We start from the raw sequence: 14,067 nt of genomic DNA, 5'->3' as shown, positions 1-14,067 counted from the left end.
AGCGTGGCCGCACCCGATCGTCCCCCTCGGGGAGGATTTCGGCCGGCGAGCAGTCGCGGGTCTACCCCTCAGGGATGAGACCCCGCGGGCCGGTGGAGCGCAGGAACATCGACACGACCTCGGCACGATGGCGAGCGCCGAGTTTTCGCAGGATGTGCTTCACGTGCGTCTTGACGGTGGCCTCGGCGACGACCAGCTCCTGCGCAATCTGGGTGTTGGTCAGCCCGGCGCAGATCATCTCGGCGACCTGCCGTTCGCGGGCGGTGAGCACCTGCGCCGCGGCGTGGTTGCCGGCAGCGCTGCCGGGCTGATCGCGCAACCGCTTCCGCAGCACTTCTCGCTCCAGGACGAGCCCGACCGCGTCGGCCAACAACTGCAGCGAGAAGACATCCTCGGCACCGAACGGCATCCGGGTCCAGAACCGATCCACGTGCACGATGGCGTCGATCCGGTCACCGACACAGATCGGTGCCGCAGCGAAGGATGAGGATCGTGACACCTGCGCGATGCCCTGGTGCACCCGCGGATTGCCCCGTACGTTCCCCACGACGATCGGACGGCGCGAGACGAGCATGTCGTCTTCGACCATCCCGATACCCAGCGTGGGCGGTGCGCTTCGGCCCGCCTCACGGATGTCGTCGGACCACCGACGATCCCGCGGGACGTAGACCGCCGCCGGCAACCATGAACCGTCGACGACCTCGGACACGATGGCCCGGTCGAAACCCATCCGGCTGATCATCGGCGGCAGGGAGTCCAGGATCTCGGCGTGATCGGTCAAGCGCCCAATGGATCGGACGAGGTCGGCCAGGACCGCCGTGGTCGAAACCGTTGACTCCAGCACGGCCACGACCGACCTCCTATGTGACGTAGACCACTTCTGGAGTCTCAGGATGCCTCGGTTTCGCCCAGCAGTCAATGCTGACTGCAGCCAGAACCCCCTTCCGCTACGGGCCTTTGTCAGGAGGCGACGGTCGCGGAGTACTGCGCGACCAGCGGGCCTTTCACGAGTTTGCCGGTGGCCGTTCTGGGCAACGAGTCGGTGAAGTCGAGGGTCCGCGGGATCTTGTACCGGGCAAGCTTGCCCTCAAGGCTGGTCAGGATCTCCTGGGCGAGGTCGTCGCCGGTGATCGCGCCCTCGGCGGGTTGCACGACCGCTTTGACCGACTGCCCCAGGTCGGCGTCCGGCACACCGATGACGGCAACGTCGAGGATTGCCGGATGCAACGCCAGGAGGTTCTCGATCTCTTGCGGATAGATGTTCACGCCTCCGGAGATGATGGTGAACGCGGCTCGGTCGGTGAGATACAAATAGCCGTCGCCATCGACGTGCCCGATGTCTCCGGTCGTTGTCCAGGTGTCGTGGTGGGGGTGGGTTGCGGCGGCGGTCTTCACAGGGTCGTTGTGATACGAGAACGGCCGCACCTCGCGCTCGAAATAGACCATCCCGTCCTGCCCCGTCGGCAGATCGGCGCCGGACGGGTCGCAGATGTGGATCGTGCCGAGTGCGGCCTTGCCGACGGTGCCGGGGTGCGCAAGCCAGTCCTGCGGACTGACCATGGTGATGCCGTTGGCCTCGGTTGAGGAGTAGTACTCGAACAGGATCGGTCCCCACCACTGGATCATGGCTGCCTTGACCTCGACCGGGCACGGCGCTGCGGCGTGCACCGCCACCCGAAGGCTTGACACGTCGTACTGGTCCCGCACCTCTTGAGGCAGTTTGAGCATGCGAACGAACATCGTGGGCACCCACTGGCTGTGGGTGGCGCGGTACTTCTCGATCGCGGCCAGGGCGGCTTCGGCGTCGAACCGGTTGGCCAGCACGACCGTGCCGCCGAGCGCGTTCACGATGCCGCCGAACCGCAGCGGCGCGGCGTGGTAGGTGGGTGCACAGGAGTAGTAGACCGTGTCAGTGCCGAAGCTGAGCGCCTTGCCGAACACCGCCGTGAACGCATCGGCTCCCGCCTCGCCGACCTGCTTGCCGGTCAACGGCGGCTTGACGCCCTTGGGCTGACCGGTGGTGCCCGAGGAGTAGAGCATGTCCACCCCGCGCGGCTCGTCCGGCAACGGGTCGGCGGAGGTCGTAGCGAGGATCTCGGAGTAGGAAGCGAGACCACCTCCCGGCTCACCGTCGATGATGTACGCCGCCTTCAGGCCGGGCACGTCCGCCAACAGCTGCTGGGCCAGGTCACGGTGCGCCTCGGAGACGAAGAGCACCTGGGCGTCACAGTCGTTGAGGATGTAGACCGCTTCCGGTGCGGTCAGGTGGTGGTTGACCCCTGTGACGTAGAAGCCGGATCGCACTCCGGCCCAGTAGATTTCGAACACCTGCGGCAGGTTGTCGGAAATGAACGCAATGTCTTGACCGACCTCGACGCCCAGGTCACGTAACTGCCGGGCCACCCGGATCGAGTTGTCGTTCAACTCCGCGTAGGTGCGGGTCTCTCCCGTGTCGACGTGGATGATGGCCGGCTTGTCGGCCTGGTCGGCGATGTGTGCTCCGGGGTACATGCAGGGCTCCTCAGTCAAGTGACACAGGTCACGTACGTTGCTTGCGACTGTAGGAACGACGCCCTGCCTGGACAAGGTTGCCCGGAGGAGATCCCCCTACGGGATGAGTAACCGGCCGACCTACCAACGAAGGTGAGTCTCGGGGCCATTGGACCAAATGTCCGGTATCGGATGTCCGCTGATAACGATCAGCAGAAGGACAAACGCCAGCGAAGCGAACGACAACAGCAAATATCGAGAGGCGATCCACCCGGTCGAATGCCATTGAGTCGTAGCTGGCACCAGGCCGATCAGAAAACTCAACCCAACCGCCGCGGGAATAATGCCTAGCTGCCAGGCAAGTATCAAAATGTCACCGGAGCCGCGCATGTCGCACATGACTGTTACGGCCAGTTCCCACACTGCACCAACAGTCACCGCAGTGACGAAAAGCACCGCTGCCTGCATCCACGCTCGGCTCGCGTCAATTCTGGTCGTGGTAGGAAAAGCATTTCGCAAGCTCCTCATCACAGCCACGATCTCGGAGACGAGAGGCTGAAGTCTGGAGGCAACCACAATCTGCACCTCGTCTTCGGTAGCAACTGATAGTGGCACGGTAGCGCCCGGCTGTCGCAAACCCAGGCAGGTGTCACACACCCTGGCCTGACCCAGCATTTCTGCTGGTCAGCGCCCTCTTGTGGAGCCGCCTATCGGAATCGAACCGATGACCTATTCATTACGAGTGAAAGGATGCCTATACTGGAAGTGCCCAAAACACCAGTGATTGCAACGGTTTTCGCGTCTGAGATGGGTCACGGATTAGTCTGTGAATGGCTAACCAATGGCTAACGGCGACCGGGAGGTCAGAAGATGGGACGAGCCAAAGGCACCGGGAGCGTATTCGAGCGAGGCCGCGACGGGCAGTGGGCATGGCAACTCGACGTCGGCTTCACCGCCTCCGGCAACCGCCGCCGCATCACCCAAGGCGGCTACCCCACCAAGAAAGCGGCACAGACCGCACTGTCCAAGAAGCTACGCGAGGTCGCCGCGAACGGCGTCCCAGCGATCACCGGACGCACCACCGTCAAACGATGGTCCGAGCAATGGCTCGCCGCCTACGCCAAACATGTCCGACCAGCCACCTACCGGGCCGCGTCATCCGCCGTCCACCAGCACATCATCACCACCATCGGCGGCAAACAACTCGGCGCCCTGCTACCGACAGACGTGCGAGCAGTCCACCGCTCCGCCCTGCGCGACGGCAACTCCACCAGCACAGCGCTACGCACCCACGCCGTGCTGACCACCATGCTCAAAGCCGCCAAAGCCGAAGGGCACACCGTACCCGAGAACGTGTTCGCCGTACGCCGTCCCACCAAAGCCGTCTCAGACCGCGACGCGATCCCCCTGGAGGACGCACTGCGTCTCCTCGAAGCTGCGCGGACCGGACCCGACGCAGCCCGCTGGGTCGCGGCGCTCCTGCAGGGCATGCGCAAGGGAGAGATCTACGGACTCACCTGGGACGCCGTGGACCTCGACCGTGGCCTGATCGACATCTCTTGGCAGCTACAGGCCCTGACGTACGCCGACCGCTCCGCCGGCACCTTCCAAGTCCCCGACGGGTACGAAGTGCGGCACCTGACCGGCGCGACCCACCTCGTGCGCCCTAAGACCACCAGCGGGCAGCGGATCGTCCCCCTCGTGCCGTGGATGCGCGCGGCGCTCGCCGAATGGGAGCAGGTCGCCCCCGCCAACCCGTGGAACCTGGTGTGGACCGAGAACGGCCAACGACCCATGCGCGACAAAACCAACACCCAGGCATGGCACGGCCTACAAGCAACCGCCGGCGTCATCCACCCCGCAGGCCGCCCCTACACCCTGCACGAGGCCCGCCACACGGCGGCGACGCTATTGATGCAAGCTGGAATAGACCCGGAAGTCATCAAGGCGATCATGGGCCACTCCTCGATCGTGACGAGCCGCGGCTACATGCACGTGAATACTGAAATGGCCCGCGCCGCGCTGTCGGCGGTCGCCGCTACTCTGGGCCTGAACGAATCTGTACCCCCGCACCTGCTCGAACAGGCCGGGGGCATGGCCCACTCGAACAAGGAGTGAACGTGACCGACACTACCTGTAAACAAGATGGCTGCGAGCGGCCCACGATTGCCCGCGGGCTCTGTACCAAGCACTACGACCGCGCGCGCAACGTTGGCGACATCGAGTTTGGACCCCGCACCCGCGGTAGGGCTGGATTGACCCATGCTGAGATTTTTGCAGTCACCCCGAAGTGCGTCACGTCGACGGGGTGCATCGAATGGGACGGGCACCGCAGTCAGTACCAATATGGGATCATCCAGAGCAAATCATTCGGCAATCGCGGGGCGCACCGCGTAGCGATGGACATGGCGCTCGGAGAGCGCGTGCCAGACGAGTTGCACGTCTGCCACCGCTGCGACAACCCTCCGTGCGTCAACCCTGAGCACCTCTTCCTCGGCGACGACCTCGTGAATGTGGCCGACATGATCGATAAGGGTCGCCATGCGCATGGCGAGCGCGGTGGAGGGTCGAAACTGCGCGAGGACCAGGTGGTCGAGATCATCAATCGTTATGCCGCCGGTGGGATCGGACGCCCGGCGCTTGCGCGCGAGTATGGCGTTTCCCCTGCGTGTATCCAGAAGATCACTGAGGGCAAGATGTGGCGCCACCTGCCTCGACCTGCACGCCCCCAGAACGCACCCAGCGCATAGCCAGCACGTCAGCCAGGCGCTCGCGAGGAAGGCCCTGGAGGACGTTGCGGCCCGGCTCAACCTCGTTGCCGCATCCCCGCAGCCCGCCGTGATCGCAGCACCCGGCACGTCACCGGATCCAGCGCCATAGCCTCTGGGTCATCCAAGAGCGCGTTCACCCGCTGCAGGTGCCGGACGGTGGTCACCCCGAACTCCTGCCGCACCGCAGCGTCGTACGCGCCGTCACGGCGGCGACCCAGCCACGCCCGCTCGAAGGCCAGCAGGTCAGCCATCGAGGGCCGCGACTCTGCGTTCGATCTCGTCTCGCTCATCCTCGGTCAGTCCTTCCAGTCGCACCCGAACCGTGGGCACGTCCACCCACAACTCCCGGGCTAGCTCGTATTCGTCCTGTGACCATGCCAGCGCGTCAGCGAGGCGCTGCAGCGGGATCAGCTGGCGAACCGCCGCCTGATCGACGCAATGCTCCAGCGACGACGGATCGACCGCGTGCGCCAACTCGTGCGCCAACGTGGAGCGCCGCTGAGCCTGGGTCAGGCCGCGCTGAAGGTAGATCGTGCGCGCCTCGCAGTCCGTTGATCCCAGCACCCCGTCTGGGAACTCGCAGAACACGACCTGCCAATCAGTCATGCTTCGGAGTGTCCGCCACGGGTGATGCATCCGGCGAAGCTATCCTCCGGCGCCGACAACATCAGTCGTCCTCGTCGCCCGGGTCTCGCTCGCCGTGCCGGGCGGCCTTCTGCGCGGCCCGCGCTGCGGCATCGTTGTCGCGTTTCCTGCGGGCCGCCAACTCATCATCGGTCAGCGGGCGTTTCCCATCATCGGGAACGGGTGCCGGGCTCCCCCCGGCAGGGTTGGTGGCGGTTCCATCGCGGCGCATCCTCTTCCTGATCTCGTCCAACAACTCTTCATCGGTCAATGAGCCGAGGGACGGTGCCGCAGCCGGGCGTTCCTTGGCCTCCATCGGCGTGAGGAACCCAGCCGCGACGAACGCCTCTAGGACGGGACGCCCATAGGCCCTGGCGAACTCCGCGACCATCTCCGCCTTCGGGATATGACCGCCTTTCCAGCGCGAGACATTCGCGGCGTCAATCCCACTCCGGTCGCTGATGTCGCGTTGTCGGCTGGTCTTTGCGACCTGCTCCACGTACTCCCACCAACTCATGGCGAAACCGTATTGCGTCGCTTTGGGTGCATCACGCCGCCAATCATGCCTTGCGTTTACGCAACCACGCAGGCCAGCGAACTACAGGGGTGTGTTTCAGCAGGTCAAGCGGCCTACACACTTGCGCAAGTGTTGCGTTATCTAATCGTTACCTACACGCATTGCGGTTCTGTGTCTCCTTCACGTAATCTCATTGCATCACCGCAAGGCAGTAGGTCAGCGGGACGAAGAGCAGGGAAGGAGGGGTGATGGACGTGATCGCAACCATGCGCATGAAGACCGACATGGTGAGCAAGATTCGCCGCTGGAAAGGCCTGTCAACGGACACGGCGCTCGCGGCAGCGATGGGCACCGACCCGGGCAACCTCTCGCGAGTCCTCAGCGGCAAGCAGCAGCCCGGCGCTCGCTTCATCGGGTCGCTGTGCCTAGCACTCGAAGCCGACATGGACGACCTGTTCGAGGTCGTCGGAACGGGCGAGGAAGTCGCCGCCTGACAAACACCAAGCCCCGACCACCGCAGGTCAGCAGCAGGTCGGGGCCCGATCGAAAGGAAGTATCCCAGATGGACCTCATCCCCTTCAACTACGGCGACGCCCAAGTGCGCGTTGTGCAGATCGACGGCGAGCCGTGGTTCGTCGCCAGCGATGTTGCCAAAGTCCTTGGCTACCGCGACGCCGAGAAGATGACGCGCCGCCTAGACGACGAGGACAGGGGTACCCGCTCAGTGGGTACCCCTGGTGGCGAGCAGAACATGACCGTTATCTCCGAGCCCGGCCTCTACTCAGCAGTCCTCGGCAGCCAAGTGGAGGGCGCGAAACTCTTCAAGCGGTGGATCACCCACGAGGTCATCCCCCAGATCCGCCGGGCCGGCAGCTACGGCGCCGTCAAAGAACTCTCCTACGAGGAGATGGTGCTGCGGACCATCGAGGAGTCGCAGGCCCGGATCGCGGCGCAGGCCGATCAGATCAAGGAGCTAACGCCGAAGGCCAACGCGTGGCAACGGTTCATCTCCTCCGACGGCGACATGTCGGCCAGCGAGGCCGCGAAGGCCCTCACCCGCGCCGGTCACAAGCTCGGTGGACTGCACAAGCTCTACGAGCTATGTGACCGGTCGCGCCAGGAGGGCGGCCTCGGCTGGTTCTTTCGCAACGGTCACGGCCAACGCGAGGCGTATCAGCGGGTCGTGGAGCAGGGGCTGATCCGGATGAAACCCGGCACCTACGAGAACTCCCACACCGGGCAGCAGCACACCACGGTCACGCCCCGGTTCACCGCCAAGGCCCTCGATGTGATCGCGAAGCACCTCGGGGAGGCGGCATGACCCCCATCGAGCACCTTCCCGGATACCTCGCCGACGACCGCGGCATCTGGTCAACCAAGAAGGGTGATCCGGCCCTGCTGCAGGTCACCGGCCGCAGAGCACGGCGGGCGACGGTCAAGACCAGCCACGGACTGGTCAACGTCTGGACCGCCATCGCCACAACCTGCGGCGTCCCAGCCGCTCGCCTCTGGCAGATCGAGTTCGAAACCGAGACCGACGAGGAGTTCTAGGAATGACAGCCGCAGCAACTGGTGTCCGGATGATCCCATTCAACCAGGTCGTGACCGACTCGGGAACGTCTGCTTCAACGGTCAACCGGGCCATGAACAAGTGGAAAGCCGGGATCGACGACGGCAAGTTTCCGCCACCCCTGGCCTACAAGCGCAAGGGGAAGGGCGCGAAGGCCGAAAGGTGCTGCACCACCGACCAGTTCGCGGATTGGCTCGAACGCTGGCCGGAGGACTAACCCCGAGCACCGTGCCACGGCCCGGGTCCACACCTCGCCGTGGCACGGCCACCCAAGTAAGCGGCCGGTCCCGCGCTTCACACACCAGGACCGGCCAACTCAACCAAGGAAAAGGATAGCAATGGCAACGATTGTTACCACCCAGGCCGAGCTTGACGCGGCCCTCGCGTCGGGTGTGCCGTACATCGATATCGACTCGCCTGCGGGCGTGTTGATCGAGGTCACGGCCAACGGCAGTTCGACGGTCACGGCCACCGGCAGTTCGACGGTCACGGCCTACGACAGTTCGACGGTCAGGGCCACCGGCAGTTCGACGGTCAGGGCCTACGACAGTTCGACGGTCACGGCCACCGGCAGTTCGACGGTCACGGCCTACAGCAGTTCGACGGTCACGGCCACCGGCAGTTCGACGGTCACGGCCACCGGCAGTTCGACGGTCACGGCCTACGACAGTTCGACGGTCAGGGCCTACGACAGTTCGACGGTCACGGCCACCGGCAGTTCGACGGTCACGGCCACCGGCAGTTCGACGGTCACGGCCTACAGCAGTTCGACGGTCACGGCCACCGGCAGTTCGACGGTCACGGCCTACAGCAGTTCGACGGTCACGGCCAACGGCAGTTCGACGGTCACGGCCTACGACAGTTCGACGGTCACGGCCTACGACAGTTCGACGGTCACGGCCTACGACAGTTCGACGGTCACGGCCACCGGCAGTTCGACGGTCACGGCCTACAGCAGTTCGACGGTCACGGCCAACGGCAGTTCGACGGTCACGGCCTACGACAGTTCGACGGTCACGGCCACCGGCAGTTCGACGGTCACGGCCTACAGCAGTTCGACGGTCACGGCCACCGGCAGTTCGACGGTCAGGGCCAGTCGCTACGTCGCCGTGCACCTCCACGACGCCCGAGTCACCGTCGATGGTGGCGTCGTCATCGACGTCACCAAGGTCGACCGGACCAGCATCGACGGGTGGATCGACTACTACGGACCCGACGGGAACGACGACGGCACGATCACCGTCTACAAGCAGGTCGACGAGAACCTGACCGCAGGCCACCAGTGGACTCCCACCACGTACGCGGTCGGAACGAAGGTGAAGGCGGCGGACTGGCAACCGACCGCTGAATGTGGCAACGGTTTGCATTTCTCGCCCACCCCGCAGCACACGTTCACGTACGCCGACTACGAGAACCCGCGGTTCCTCGAATGTCGCGTGAAGGCAGCGAACTTCGTGGCGCTCGGCGACAAGATCAAGGCGAAGTCATGCGTTGTGGTGCGTGAGCTTGACCAGCACGGGAAGCCGGTGCAGTCATGACAGCCACAGAGGGTGTTCCCATCACCATCGAGCAGACCACACCGAAGGCCGTCTACTTCCGGCACCACCCGTGCCCGGAAGTTCACCGGGTGACCACGGATCACCTTGCGCGAGCATTGGATTCGGTGCAGGTGTCACCAGCGGGCACTGTCCGGATCGATCACGTGTCCCTGGACGAATCGCACCTGCAGTCCATGTGGAACGCGGCACTGGATCGTGCCGCACAGCAACGATTCGGCACCGCTGACTGGTCGGAGGAACTGTGAGTACCCGTCCGGACGTCTACGACCCGCCACCGAAGGGCCTCGTTGAGGGCAGCATCCGCGCCATTGAGGAGTCGATCGCGTTGAAGATCGCTGTCACGGACGCGAAAACCGCTGCGACTACGGCGGATCGGGCCAACCTCGAAGCTGTCCTGGCTGACCTTGACCGGGACATCTTCGCCGAGACGGTCGACGCCCATGGGCTGCCAGCGTGCCTTGGCGGTGCGTCGTGACCGCTGACATTCCCACCCTGTCCGGTGCCCTGTCGGTCGCGGCCGGCGTGTGCGTCTTTTTCGTCGCGGCTGGTCTGATCGCTGTCGTTCTGTACGCCGTGTCTCGCCGTTCCCCGACCCGTGACGACTGGGCCGACCAGCCCGCGCAATACGAGCGGTCCGCGTACGTCCCCGACTACGACTGGGCCGCGGCGGAGGACCAGATGCGGGCTCCCTACGACTGGAAGGAAACCGGGCTGTGATCATCGATCTGTTCGCTGGGCCTGGTGGCTGGGACGTTGGCCTCGGGATGCTGGGGCGTCATGACGTGATCGGTATCGAGTGGGACACCGCTGCGTGTGAGACCGCCCGCGCTGCAGGGCATCACCGCATCCAAGCCGACGTCGGCTTGATCGAACCTGCCCGCTTCCGTGGCGTTGAGGGCCTGATCGCTTCGCCACCGTGCCAGGCGTGGTCCATGGCCGGCAAGCGCAAGGGCGAGTTGGACCGGGGCAACTGCCACATCTTGGCGGAGCGTATGGCCGCAGGGGACGACTCGACCGATTGGACTGCTTGGGAGGACGAGCGGTCGCCGTTGGTGTGCCAGCCGATCCGGTGGGCGCGCGAACTCTCCCCCGAGTGGATCGCGCTGGAGGAAGTCCCGGCCGTTGCGTCGTTGTGGCAGCACTTCGCGGTGTTGCTGCGAGGCATGGGTTACCGCGTCTGGACTGGTGACTTGCTGGCCGCCGACTATGGGGTGCCGCAGACCAGGTTGCGTCGGATACTCATGGCCCACAAGGGAAGGCCCGTGCACCCGCCGATGCCGACGCACGCCGAGCACGCCCACGGCGCCGGGCTGTTCGGTGCGGACGTGCAGCCTTGGGTCAGCATGGCTGACGCGCTGGGTTGGGATGCGGATGCAGTTGTCCGCCCCGCGCGTGGCGAAGGAATGATCGAACGCCACGGCGAAAGACCCGACCACCCGGCAACCGAGCCAGCCCCCACCGTCATCAGCAAGTCCCGGTCATGGGTCGTTGATCGGAGGACTAACTCCAAGGGTCCGAGCGGGACGATGGTGCCGACGGCACCGGTGCCCGTCACGCAACCCGCCCCGACCCTGACCGGCAAGAATCCGCCGTTCGTTGTCCGGCCAGACGAGCGTCCACCGGTGTACGTCAACGGCAACCAGCCCAACGCTGGGAGGCGCAGCGCGGACGAGCCCGCACCGACAGTGCTATTCGGTCACCGATCCAACGACGTCCGCTGGGTCACCGAGAGGCCCGCTACCACCGTCGTCGGATCATTCAACCCCGACGTGATCTCCGCACCCGGATACCGCACCACTGAGTCACGCCAGAATGCGGCGGGGTCCGTGCGGGTCACCGTCCAAGAGGCCGGGATTCTGCAGTCATTCCCGCCCGACTACCCCTGGCAGGGAAGCAGATCCAAGCAGTACGAGCAGGTCGGTAACGCTATCCCACCTCGCCTGGCCGCCCACGTCCTTGATGCTCTCGGCGTCGGGGAACTCCGGTGGGGGGTAGCGGCATGACCGACGTCGTCCTGCTGCTCCTGCTCCTGGCCCTCGCCATCGGCACCGTCTGGCTCCTGATCGAGGGCAAGCCGTGACCCTCACCGCAGCGGTGACCGCCGCTGTCATCGCCGCGTGGGCCACCCACCACGCAATCGACCACATCGCAAGGAGATTCGCGTGAACCTCACCACCTACCCCGACCTACTCCAAGGTACCGACGAATGGCTACACCTGCGAGCCGGAATGGTCACAGCGTCCGTCGTCGGGAAACTCATCACCCCGAAGCTCGCGACCGCCGACAACGACACCAGCCGCGGAGTAATCGCGACACTCGCCGCCGAGCGCATCACCGGGCACATCGACCAGACGTACGTCTCCGCCGACATGTGGCGCGGCGTGGAGGACGAACCAAGAGCCCGCGACGCCTACAGCGAGCACTACGCACCCGTGACCGAGTGCGGATTCATGGTTCGGCACATCGCCGAGGTGATCCCGCTGGGTTACTCCCCCGACGGGCTCGTGGGCGACAACGGCCTCATCGAGTGCAAGTCACGGCAGCAGAAGAAGCACCTGCAGACGATCATCTCCGGCGAGGTGCCCGCCGAGAACATGGCCCAACTCCAATGTGGGCTGCTCGTGTCCGGCCGCGAGTGGATCGACTACGTGTCCTACTGCGGCGGAATGCCGTTGTGGGTCAAGCGGATTGAGCCCGACCCCGCATGGTTCGACGCCATCACCGACGCCACGGTCACCGCGTACGGACAGATCGCGCACATCGTCAACCAGTGGCCGTTCCTCACTGACGGCCTCCCAGAAACCGCCCGCATCGAGCACGAAGAGATTGTGATCTGACATGGACCTCACCACCACCATTGAGCCCAAGAGCGACCAGTTGAACGCCGACGACCTCATGGCTGGCCCGCGCACCGTCACCATCACGGAGGTCCGCAAGGGCAGCAACGAGCAGCCGGTGAACGTCGTCACCGCCGAGTTCGGACCGGGTCGGCCATACAAGCCGTCGAAGTCCATGCGGCGCGTGATGGTCGCAGCGTGGGGGGTTGACTCGGCGGCCTACCTTGGCCGCCGCATGACGATCTACCGCGACCCCAAGATCCGGTTCGGCCCCGATGAGGTCGGAGGCATCCGGATCAGCCACCTGTCGCACATCGACAAGCCGCTGACGATGGCGCTCACGGTGAGCAAGGGCAAGCGCACCCCGTACCGCGTGCAACCCCTCGCCGACGCACCCGCACCGGACCCTGACCGGATCGGCCAGGACCAGATGCGTGACCTCATCGCAGCGTTCGATGCTGTGGGGATCACGGAGCGCGCCGACCGCTCCCGGTACGTCACCGACACCCTCGGGCGCGAGGTCGCCGCGGCGGACATGACACGGGCGCAGGCGGATACGGTCATCGCCGCGCTGCTGGCACTCGTTGAGCCCGCCGCTGACGCCGCCGAGTTGCCGATCGGTGGCGAGTGACCATGTTCGCACCGTTCGAGGTCTTCGGCAGCCTCCGCGAGCAGATGGGCGAGTGCGGTCACGGCTGCGAAGGGTACTGCCCCGCCGAGGAAATGACCGGGCTGGAAACCGACCAGCTTGTGCACCTCGAAGTGGCCGGAACCCGTTACGTCTCAGACCGGTACGTCGCGATCCTCACTGAACTGGTGGACCTCGACCGCGCCGACAAGGACGCGTTCCAACTCTTCGGCGACAAGCCGGTCAAGTCGGGAGAGGAAGCGTGCCTGATCGTCCCCGACACCGAGCCCGGCCCATCCACACAGCCACTGAACGCGGCAAGGGTCGGCCGGATCACCGAACTCGGGGCCAGCATCCGCGAAGGCGGCCACCGTCGCCCCCAGCACCTCTACGACGACGGGCGACACATCGGCTGGCTGATGGTCATGAGTGGAAGCGGCGACATCAACGACTCCGCAATCACCCTCACTGACCTACCCGAGGCTCGGCGCCTCCTACACGACGCCAACAACGACTGGGACGAAGCCGCCCGCCTACTGCACATCATCCGCCCCGCCGTGGCGGGTGGCATGGCCGATGCTACGACGAAGCAATCGAGATCGTGCAACGACTCGTCGAGGACCTGGATAACCACGACGCGGCAGCCGCGCGCATGGCAGAGGAAGCCGTCGAGGAACTCCGAGCACGCAAGGTTGCCACCCTCGAGGCGGCGATCAGGTCATGACCGACACCGACGTCTGCACTCACACCACCCGCTGCGACTGCCCCGAATGCGCCCCCTGCCCCTGGTGTAACGGAACCGGCGCCGTCCCCGAACGTGACCCCGAGGTGCGAGCCAAGGCCGACCTGCCATGCGACCAGTGCGGTGGATCGGGAGCGCGACGATCGAGGACCTGTTCCGCGAGCCGCACGTCACCTCCTGCGCCGAATCCCGAGGCCAGGAATGCGAGTGGTGCGACGAATGCCCCTGCCACCAAGGCGGGCTGTGGGACGACGACAACGACACGGAGGACTGCGAGTGAGCGACAACCTGAGCGTGACTACCGAGGCGCGACTGCGACTCAACGACAC

General features: G+C 65.3%; 21 protein-coding genes. 15 read left to right on the top strand and 6 right to left on the bottom strand.

Annotated elements, in window-relative coordinates:
* Positions 1–61: 61 nt before the first annotated feature.
* From DR843_RS20455 to DR843_RS00095, 3 genes are all read right to left on the bottom strand, one after another.
* Entirely contained in the window at positions 62–850 is a 789-nt protein-coding gene (locus DR843_RS20455; RefSeq protein WP_109683549.1) for a LuxR C-terminal-related transcriptional regulator, read from the bottom strand.
* Positions 851–960: 110 nt separating this feature from the next.
* Entirely contained in the window at positions 961–2,511 is a 1,551-nt protein-coding gene (locus DR843_RS00100; RefSeq protein WP_109683548.1) for an acyl-CoA synthetase, read from the bottom strand.
* Positions 2,512–2,631: 120 nt separating this feature from the next.
* Complete coding sequence (locus DR843_RS00095) at positions 2,632–2,958, bottom strand: hypothetical protein (RefSeq protein WP_146202450.1); 327 nt, start codon at positions 2,956–2,958, stop codon at positions 2,632–2,634.
* 402 nt (positions 2,959–3,360) lie between these two features.
* Here DR843_RS00095 and DR843_RS00085 point away from each other — a divergent pair, with 402 nt between their 5' ends.
* Together DR843_RS00085 and DR843_RS20345 are read left to right on the top strand one after the other, a co-directional pair.
* Positions 3,361–4,608 carry a tyrosine-type recombinase/integrase gene (locus DR843_RS00085; protein WP_109683546.1) on the top strand — a complete coding sequence of 416 codons (1,248 nt, stop codon included), beginning with the start codon at positions 3,361–3,363 and terminating at the stop codon, positions 4,606–4,608.
* Positions 4,609–4,610: 2 nt separating this feature from the next.
* Positions 4,611–5,240: an HNH endonuclease signature motif containing protein gene (locus tag DR843_RS20345; protein WP_211310153.1), complete on the top strand. Its 630-nt coding sequence runs from the start codon at positions 4,611–4,613 to the stop codon at positions 5,238–5,240.
* 56 nt (positions 5,241–5,296) lie between these two features.
* Here the strand turns inward: DR843_RS20345 and DR843_RS00075 are convergent, their stop codons facing one another.
* The 3 genes from DR843_RS00075 to DR843_RS00065 all read right to left on the bottom strand — a co-directional run bounded on the left by DR843_RS00075 (position 5,297) and on the right by DR843_RS00065 (position 6,402).
* Positions 5,297–5,512: a DUF3263 domain-containing protein gene (locus DR843_RS00075; RefSeq protein ID WP_109683545.1), complete on the bottom strand. Its 216-nt coding sequence runs from the start codon at positions 5,510–5,512 to the stop codon at positions 5,297–5,299.
* Complete coding sequence (locus DR843_RS00070; RefSeq protein WP_109683544.1) at positions 5,505–5,867, bottom strand: ImmA/IrrE family metallo-endopeptidase; 363 nt, start codon at positions 5,865–5,867, stop codon at positions 5,505–5,507. Before DR843_RS00070 ends, DR843_RS00075 begins: the two co-directional genes overlap by 8 nt.
* 61 nt (positions 5,868–5,928) lie before the next feature.
* Positions 5,929–6,402: a helix-turn-helix domain-containing protein gene (locus DR843_RS00065; RefSeq protein WP_109683543.1), complete on the bottom strand. Its 474-nt coding sequence runs from the start codon at positions 6,400–6,402 to the stop codon at positions 5,929–5,931.
* Between the two features lie 248 nt (positions 6,403–6,650).
* Between DR843_RS00065 and DR843_RS00060 the strand changes: the two genes are divergently transcribed.
* The 13 genes from DR843_RS00060 (at position 6,651) to DR843_RS19945 (ending at position 14,018) form a co-directional block, all read left to right on the top strand.
* The gene (locus DR843_RS00060; RefSeq protein ID WP_211310152.1) at positions 6,651–6,896 is read left to right on the top strand and encodes a helix-turn-helix domain-containing protein; all 246 of its coding nucleotides are present in this window, start codon (positions 6,651–6,653) and stop codon (positions 6,894–6,896) included.
* A 68-nt stretch (positions 6,897–6,964) separates the two neighbouring features.
* Positions 6,965–7,723 (top strand): BRO family protein, encoded by a 759-nt coding sequence (locus tag DR843_RS00055; RefSeq protein ID WP_109683542.1) that lies wholly within the window; start codon positions 6,965–6,967, stop codon positions 7,721–7,723.
* Positions 7,720–7,953, top strand: a complete 234-nt coding sequence (locus DR843_RS00050) for a hypothetical protein (RefSeq protein ID WP_109683541.1) — start codon at positions 7,720–7,722, stop codon at positions 7,951–7,953. Before DR843_RS00055 ends, DR843_RS00050 begins: the two co-directional genes overlap by 4 nt.
* A gap of 2 nt (positions 7,954–7,955) precedes the next feature.
* Positions 7,956–8,189 (top strand): hypothetical protein, encoded by a 234-nt coding sequence (locus DR843_RS00045; RefSeq protein WP_109683540.1) that lies wholly within the window; start codon positions 7,956–7,958, stop codon positions 8,187–8,189.
* A gap of 121 nt (positions 8,190–8,310) precedes the next feature.
* On the top strand, positions 8,311–9,510 hold the full coding sequence (locus tag DR843_RS20985) for a DUF7666 domain-containing protein (RefSeq protein WP_109683539.1): 1,200 nt from the start codon (positions 8,311–8,313) through the stop codon (positions 9,508–9,510).
* A complete protein-coding gene (locus DR843_RS00035) occupies positions 9,507–9,776 on the top strand; it encodes a hypothetical protein (protein ID WP_109683538.1) in 270 nt (89 codons plus the stop codon). The genes DR843_RS20985 and DR843_RS00035 overlap by 4 nt, the downstream gene beginning before the upstream one ends.
* The gene (locus DR843_RS00030; protein WP_109683537.1) at positions 9,773–10,006 is read left to right on the top strand and encodes a hypothetical protein; all 234 of its coding nucleotides are present in this window, start codon (positions 9,773–9,775) and stop codon (positions 10,004–10,006) included. Before DR843_RS00035 ends, DR843_RS00030 begins: the two co-directional genes overlap by 4 nt.
* Positions 10,003–10,248 carry a hypothetical protein gene (locus DR843_RS00025; protein ID WP_109683536.1) on the top strand — a complete coding sequence of 82 codons (246 nt, stop codon included), beginning with the start codon at positions 10,003–10,005 and terminating at the stop codon, positions 10,246–10,248. The genes DR843_RS00030 and DR843_RS00025 overlap by 4 nt, the downstream gene beginning before the upstream one ends.
* The gene (locus DR843_RS00020) at positions 10,245–11,534 is read left to right on the top strand and encodes a DNA cytosine methyltransferase (RefSeq protein ID WP_211310151.1); all 1,290 of its coding nucleotides are present in this window, start codon (positions 10,245–10,247) and stop codon (positions 11,532–11,534) included. The genes DR843_RS00025 and DR843_RS00020 overlap by 4 nt, the downstream gene beginning before the upstream one ends.
* A gap of 159 nt (positions 11,535–11,693) precedes the next feature.
* Complete coding sequence (locus DR843_RS00015) at positions 11,694–12,368, top strand: lambda exonuclease family protein (RefSeq protein ID WP_109683534.1); 675 nt, start codon at positions 11,694–11,696, stop codon at positions 12,366–12,368.
* Between the two features lies 1 nt (position 12,369).
* On the top strand, positions 12,370–12,999 hold the full coding sequence (locus tag DR843_RS00010) for a hypothetical protein (RefSeq protein WP_109683533.1): 630 nt from the start codon (positions 12,370–12,372) through the stop codon (positions 12,997–12,999).
* 2 nt (positions 13,000–13,001) lie between these two features.
* Positions 13,002–13,790, top strand: coding sequence for a hypothetical protein (locus DR843_RS00005; RefSeq protein WP_146202449.1), 789 nt, complete (start codon positions 13,002–13,004; stop codon positions 13,788–13,790).
* A gap of 66 nt (positions 13,791–13,856) precedes the next feature.
* Positions 13,857–14,018, top strand: coding sequence for a hypothetical protein (locus DR843_RS19945; protein ID WP_170119698.1), 162 nt, complete (start codon positions 13,857–13,859; stop codon positions 14,016–14,018).
* Positions 14,019–14,067 lie beyond the last annotated feature (49 nt).

The sequence above is a fragment of the Branchiibius hedensis genome (assembly GCF_900108585.1).
GTDB lineage: Bacteria > Actinomycetota > Actinomycetes > Actinomycetales > Dermatophilaceae > Branchiibius > Branchiibius hedensis.
This window is presented reverse-complemented; position numbering and strand designations above follow the sequence as displayed.

What these genes read in the sequence shown, in the direction of transcription:
- DR843_RS00065 (WP_109683543.1), bottom strand. Translation starts at nt 6,402, where the DNA reads ATGAGTTGGTGGGAGTACGTGGAGCAGGTCGCAAAGACCAGCCGACAA.
- DR843_RS00005 (WP_146202449.1), top strand. Translation starts at nt 13,002, where the DNA reads ATGTTCGCACCGTTCGAGGTCTTCGGCAGCCTCCGCGAGCAGATGGGC.
- DR843_RS00075 (WP_109683545.1), bottom strand. Translation starts at nt 5,512, where the DNA reads ATGGCTGACCTGCTGGCCTTCGAGCGGGCGTGGCTGGGTCGCCGCCGT.
- DR843_RS20985 (WP_109683539.1), top strand. Translation starts at nt 8,311, where the DNA reads ATGGCAACGATTGTTACCACCCAGGCCGAGCTTGACGCGGCCCTCGCG.
- DR843_RS00095 (WP_146202450.1), bottom strand. Translation starts at nt 2,958, where the DNA reads ATGCAGGCAGCGGTGCTTTTCGTCACTGCGGTGACTGTTGGTGCAGTG.
- DR843_RS00060 (WP_211310152.1), top strand. Translation starts at nt 6,651, where the DNA reads ATGGACGTGATCGCAACCATGCGCATGAAGACCGACATGGTGAGCAAG.
- DR843_RS00045 (WP_109683540.1), top strand. Translation starts at nt 7,956, where the DNA reads ATGACAGCCGCAGCAACTGGTGTCCGGATGATCCCATTCAACCAGGTC.
- DR843_RS00010 (WP_109683533.1), top strand. Translation starts at nt 12,370, where the DNA reads ATGGACCTCACCACCACCATTGAGCCCAAGAGCGACCAGTTGAACGCC.
- DR843_RS00085 (WP_109683546.1), top strand. Translation starts at nt 3,361, where the DNA reads ATGGGACGAGCCAAAGGCACCGGGAGCGTATTCGAGCGAGGCCGCGAC.
- DR843_RS00100 (WP_109683548.1), bottom strand. Translation starts at nt 2,511, where the DNA reads ATGTACCCCGGAGCACACATCGCCGACCAGGCCGACAAGCCGGCCATC.
- DR843_RS00050 (WP_109683541.1), top strand. Translation starts at nt 7,720, where the DNA reads ATGACCCCCATCGAGCACCTTCCCGGATACCTCGCCGACGACCGCGGC.
- DR843_RS00055 (WP_109683542.1), top strand. Translation starts at nt 6,965, where the DNA reads ATGGACCTCATCCCCTTCAACTACGGCGACGCCCAAGTGCGCGTTGTG.
- DR843_RS00035 (WP_109683538.1), top strand. Translation starts at nt 9,507, where the DNA reads ATGACAGCCACAGAGGGTGTTCCCATCACCATCGAGCAGACCACACCG.
- DR843_RS00070 (WP_109683544.1), bottom strand. Translation starts at nt 5,867, where the DNA reads ATGACTGATTGGCAGGTCGTGTTCTGCGAGTTCCCAGACGGGGTGCTG.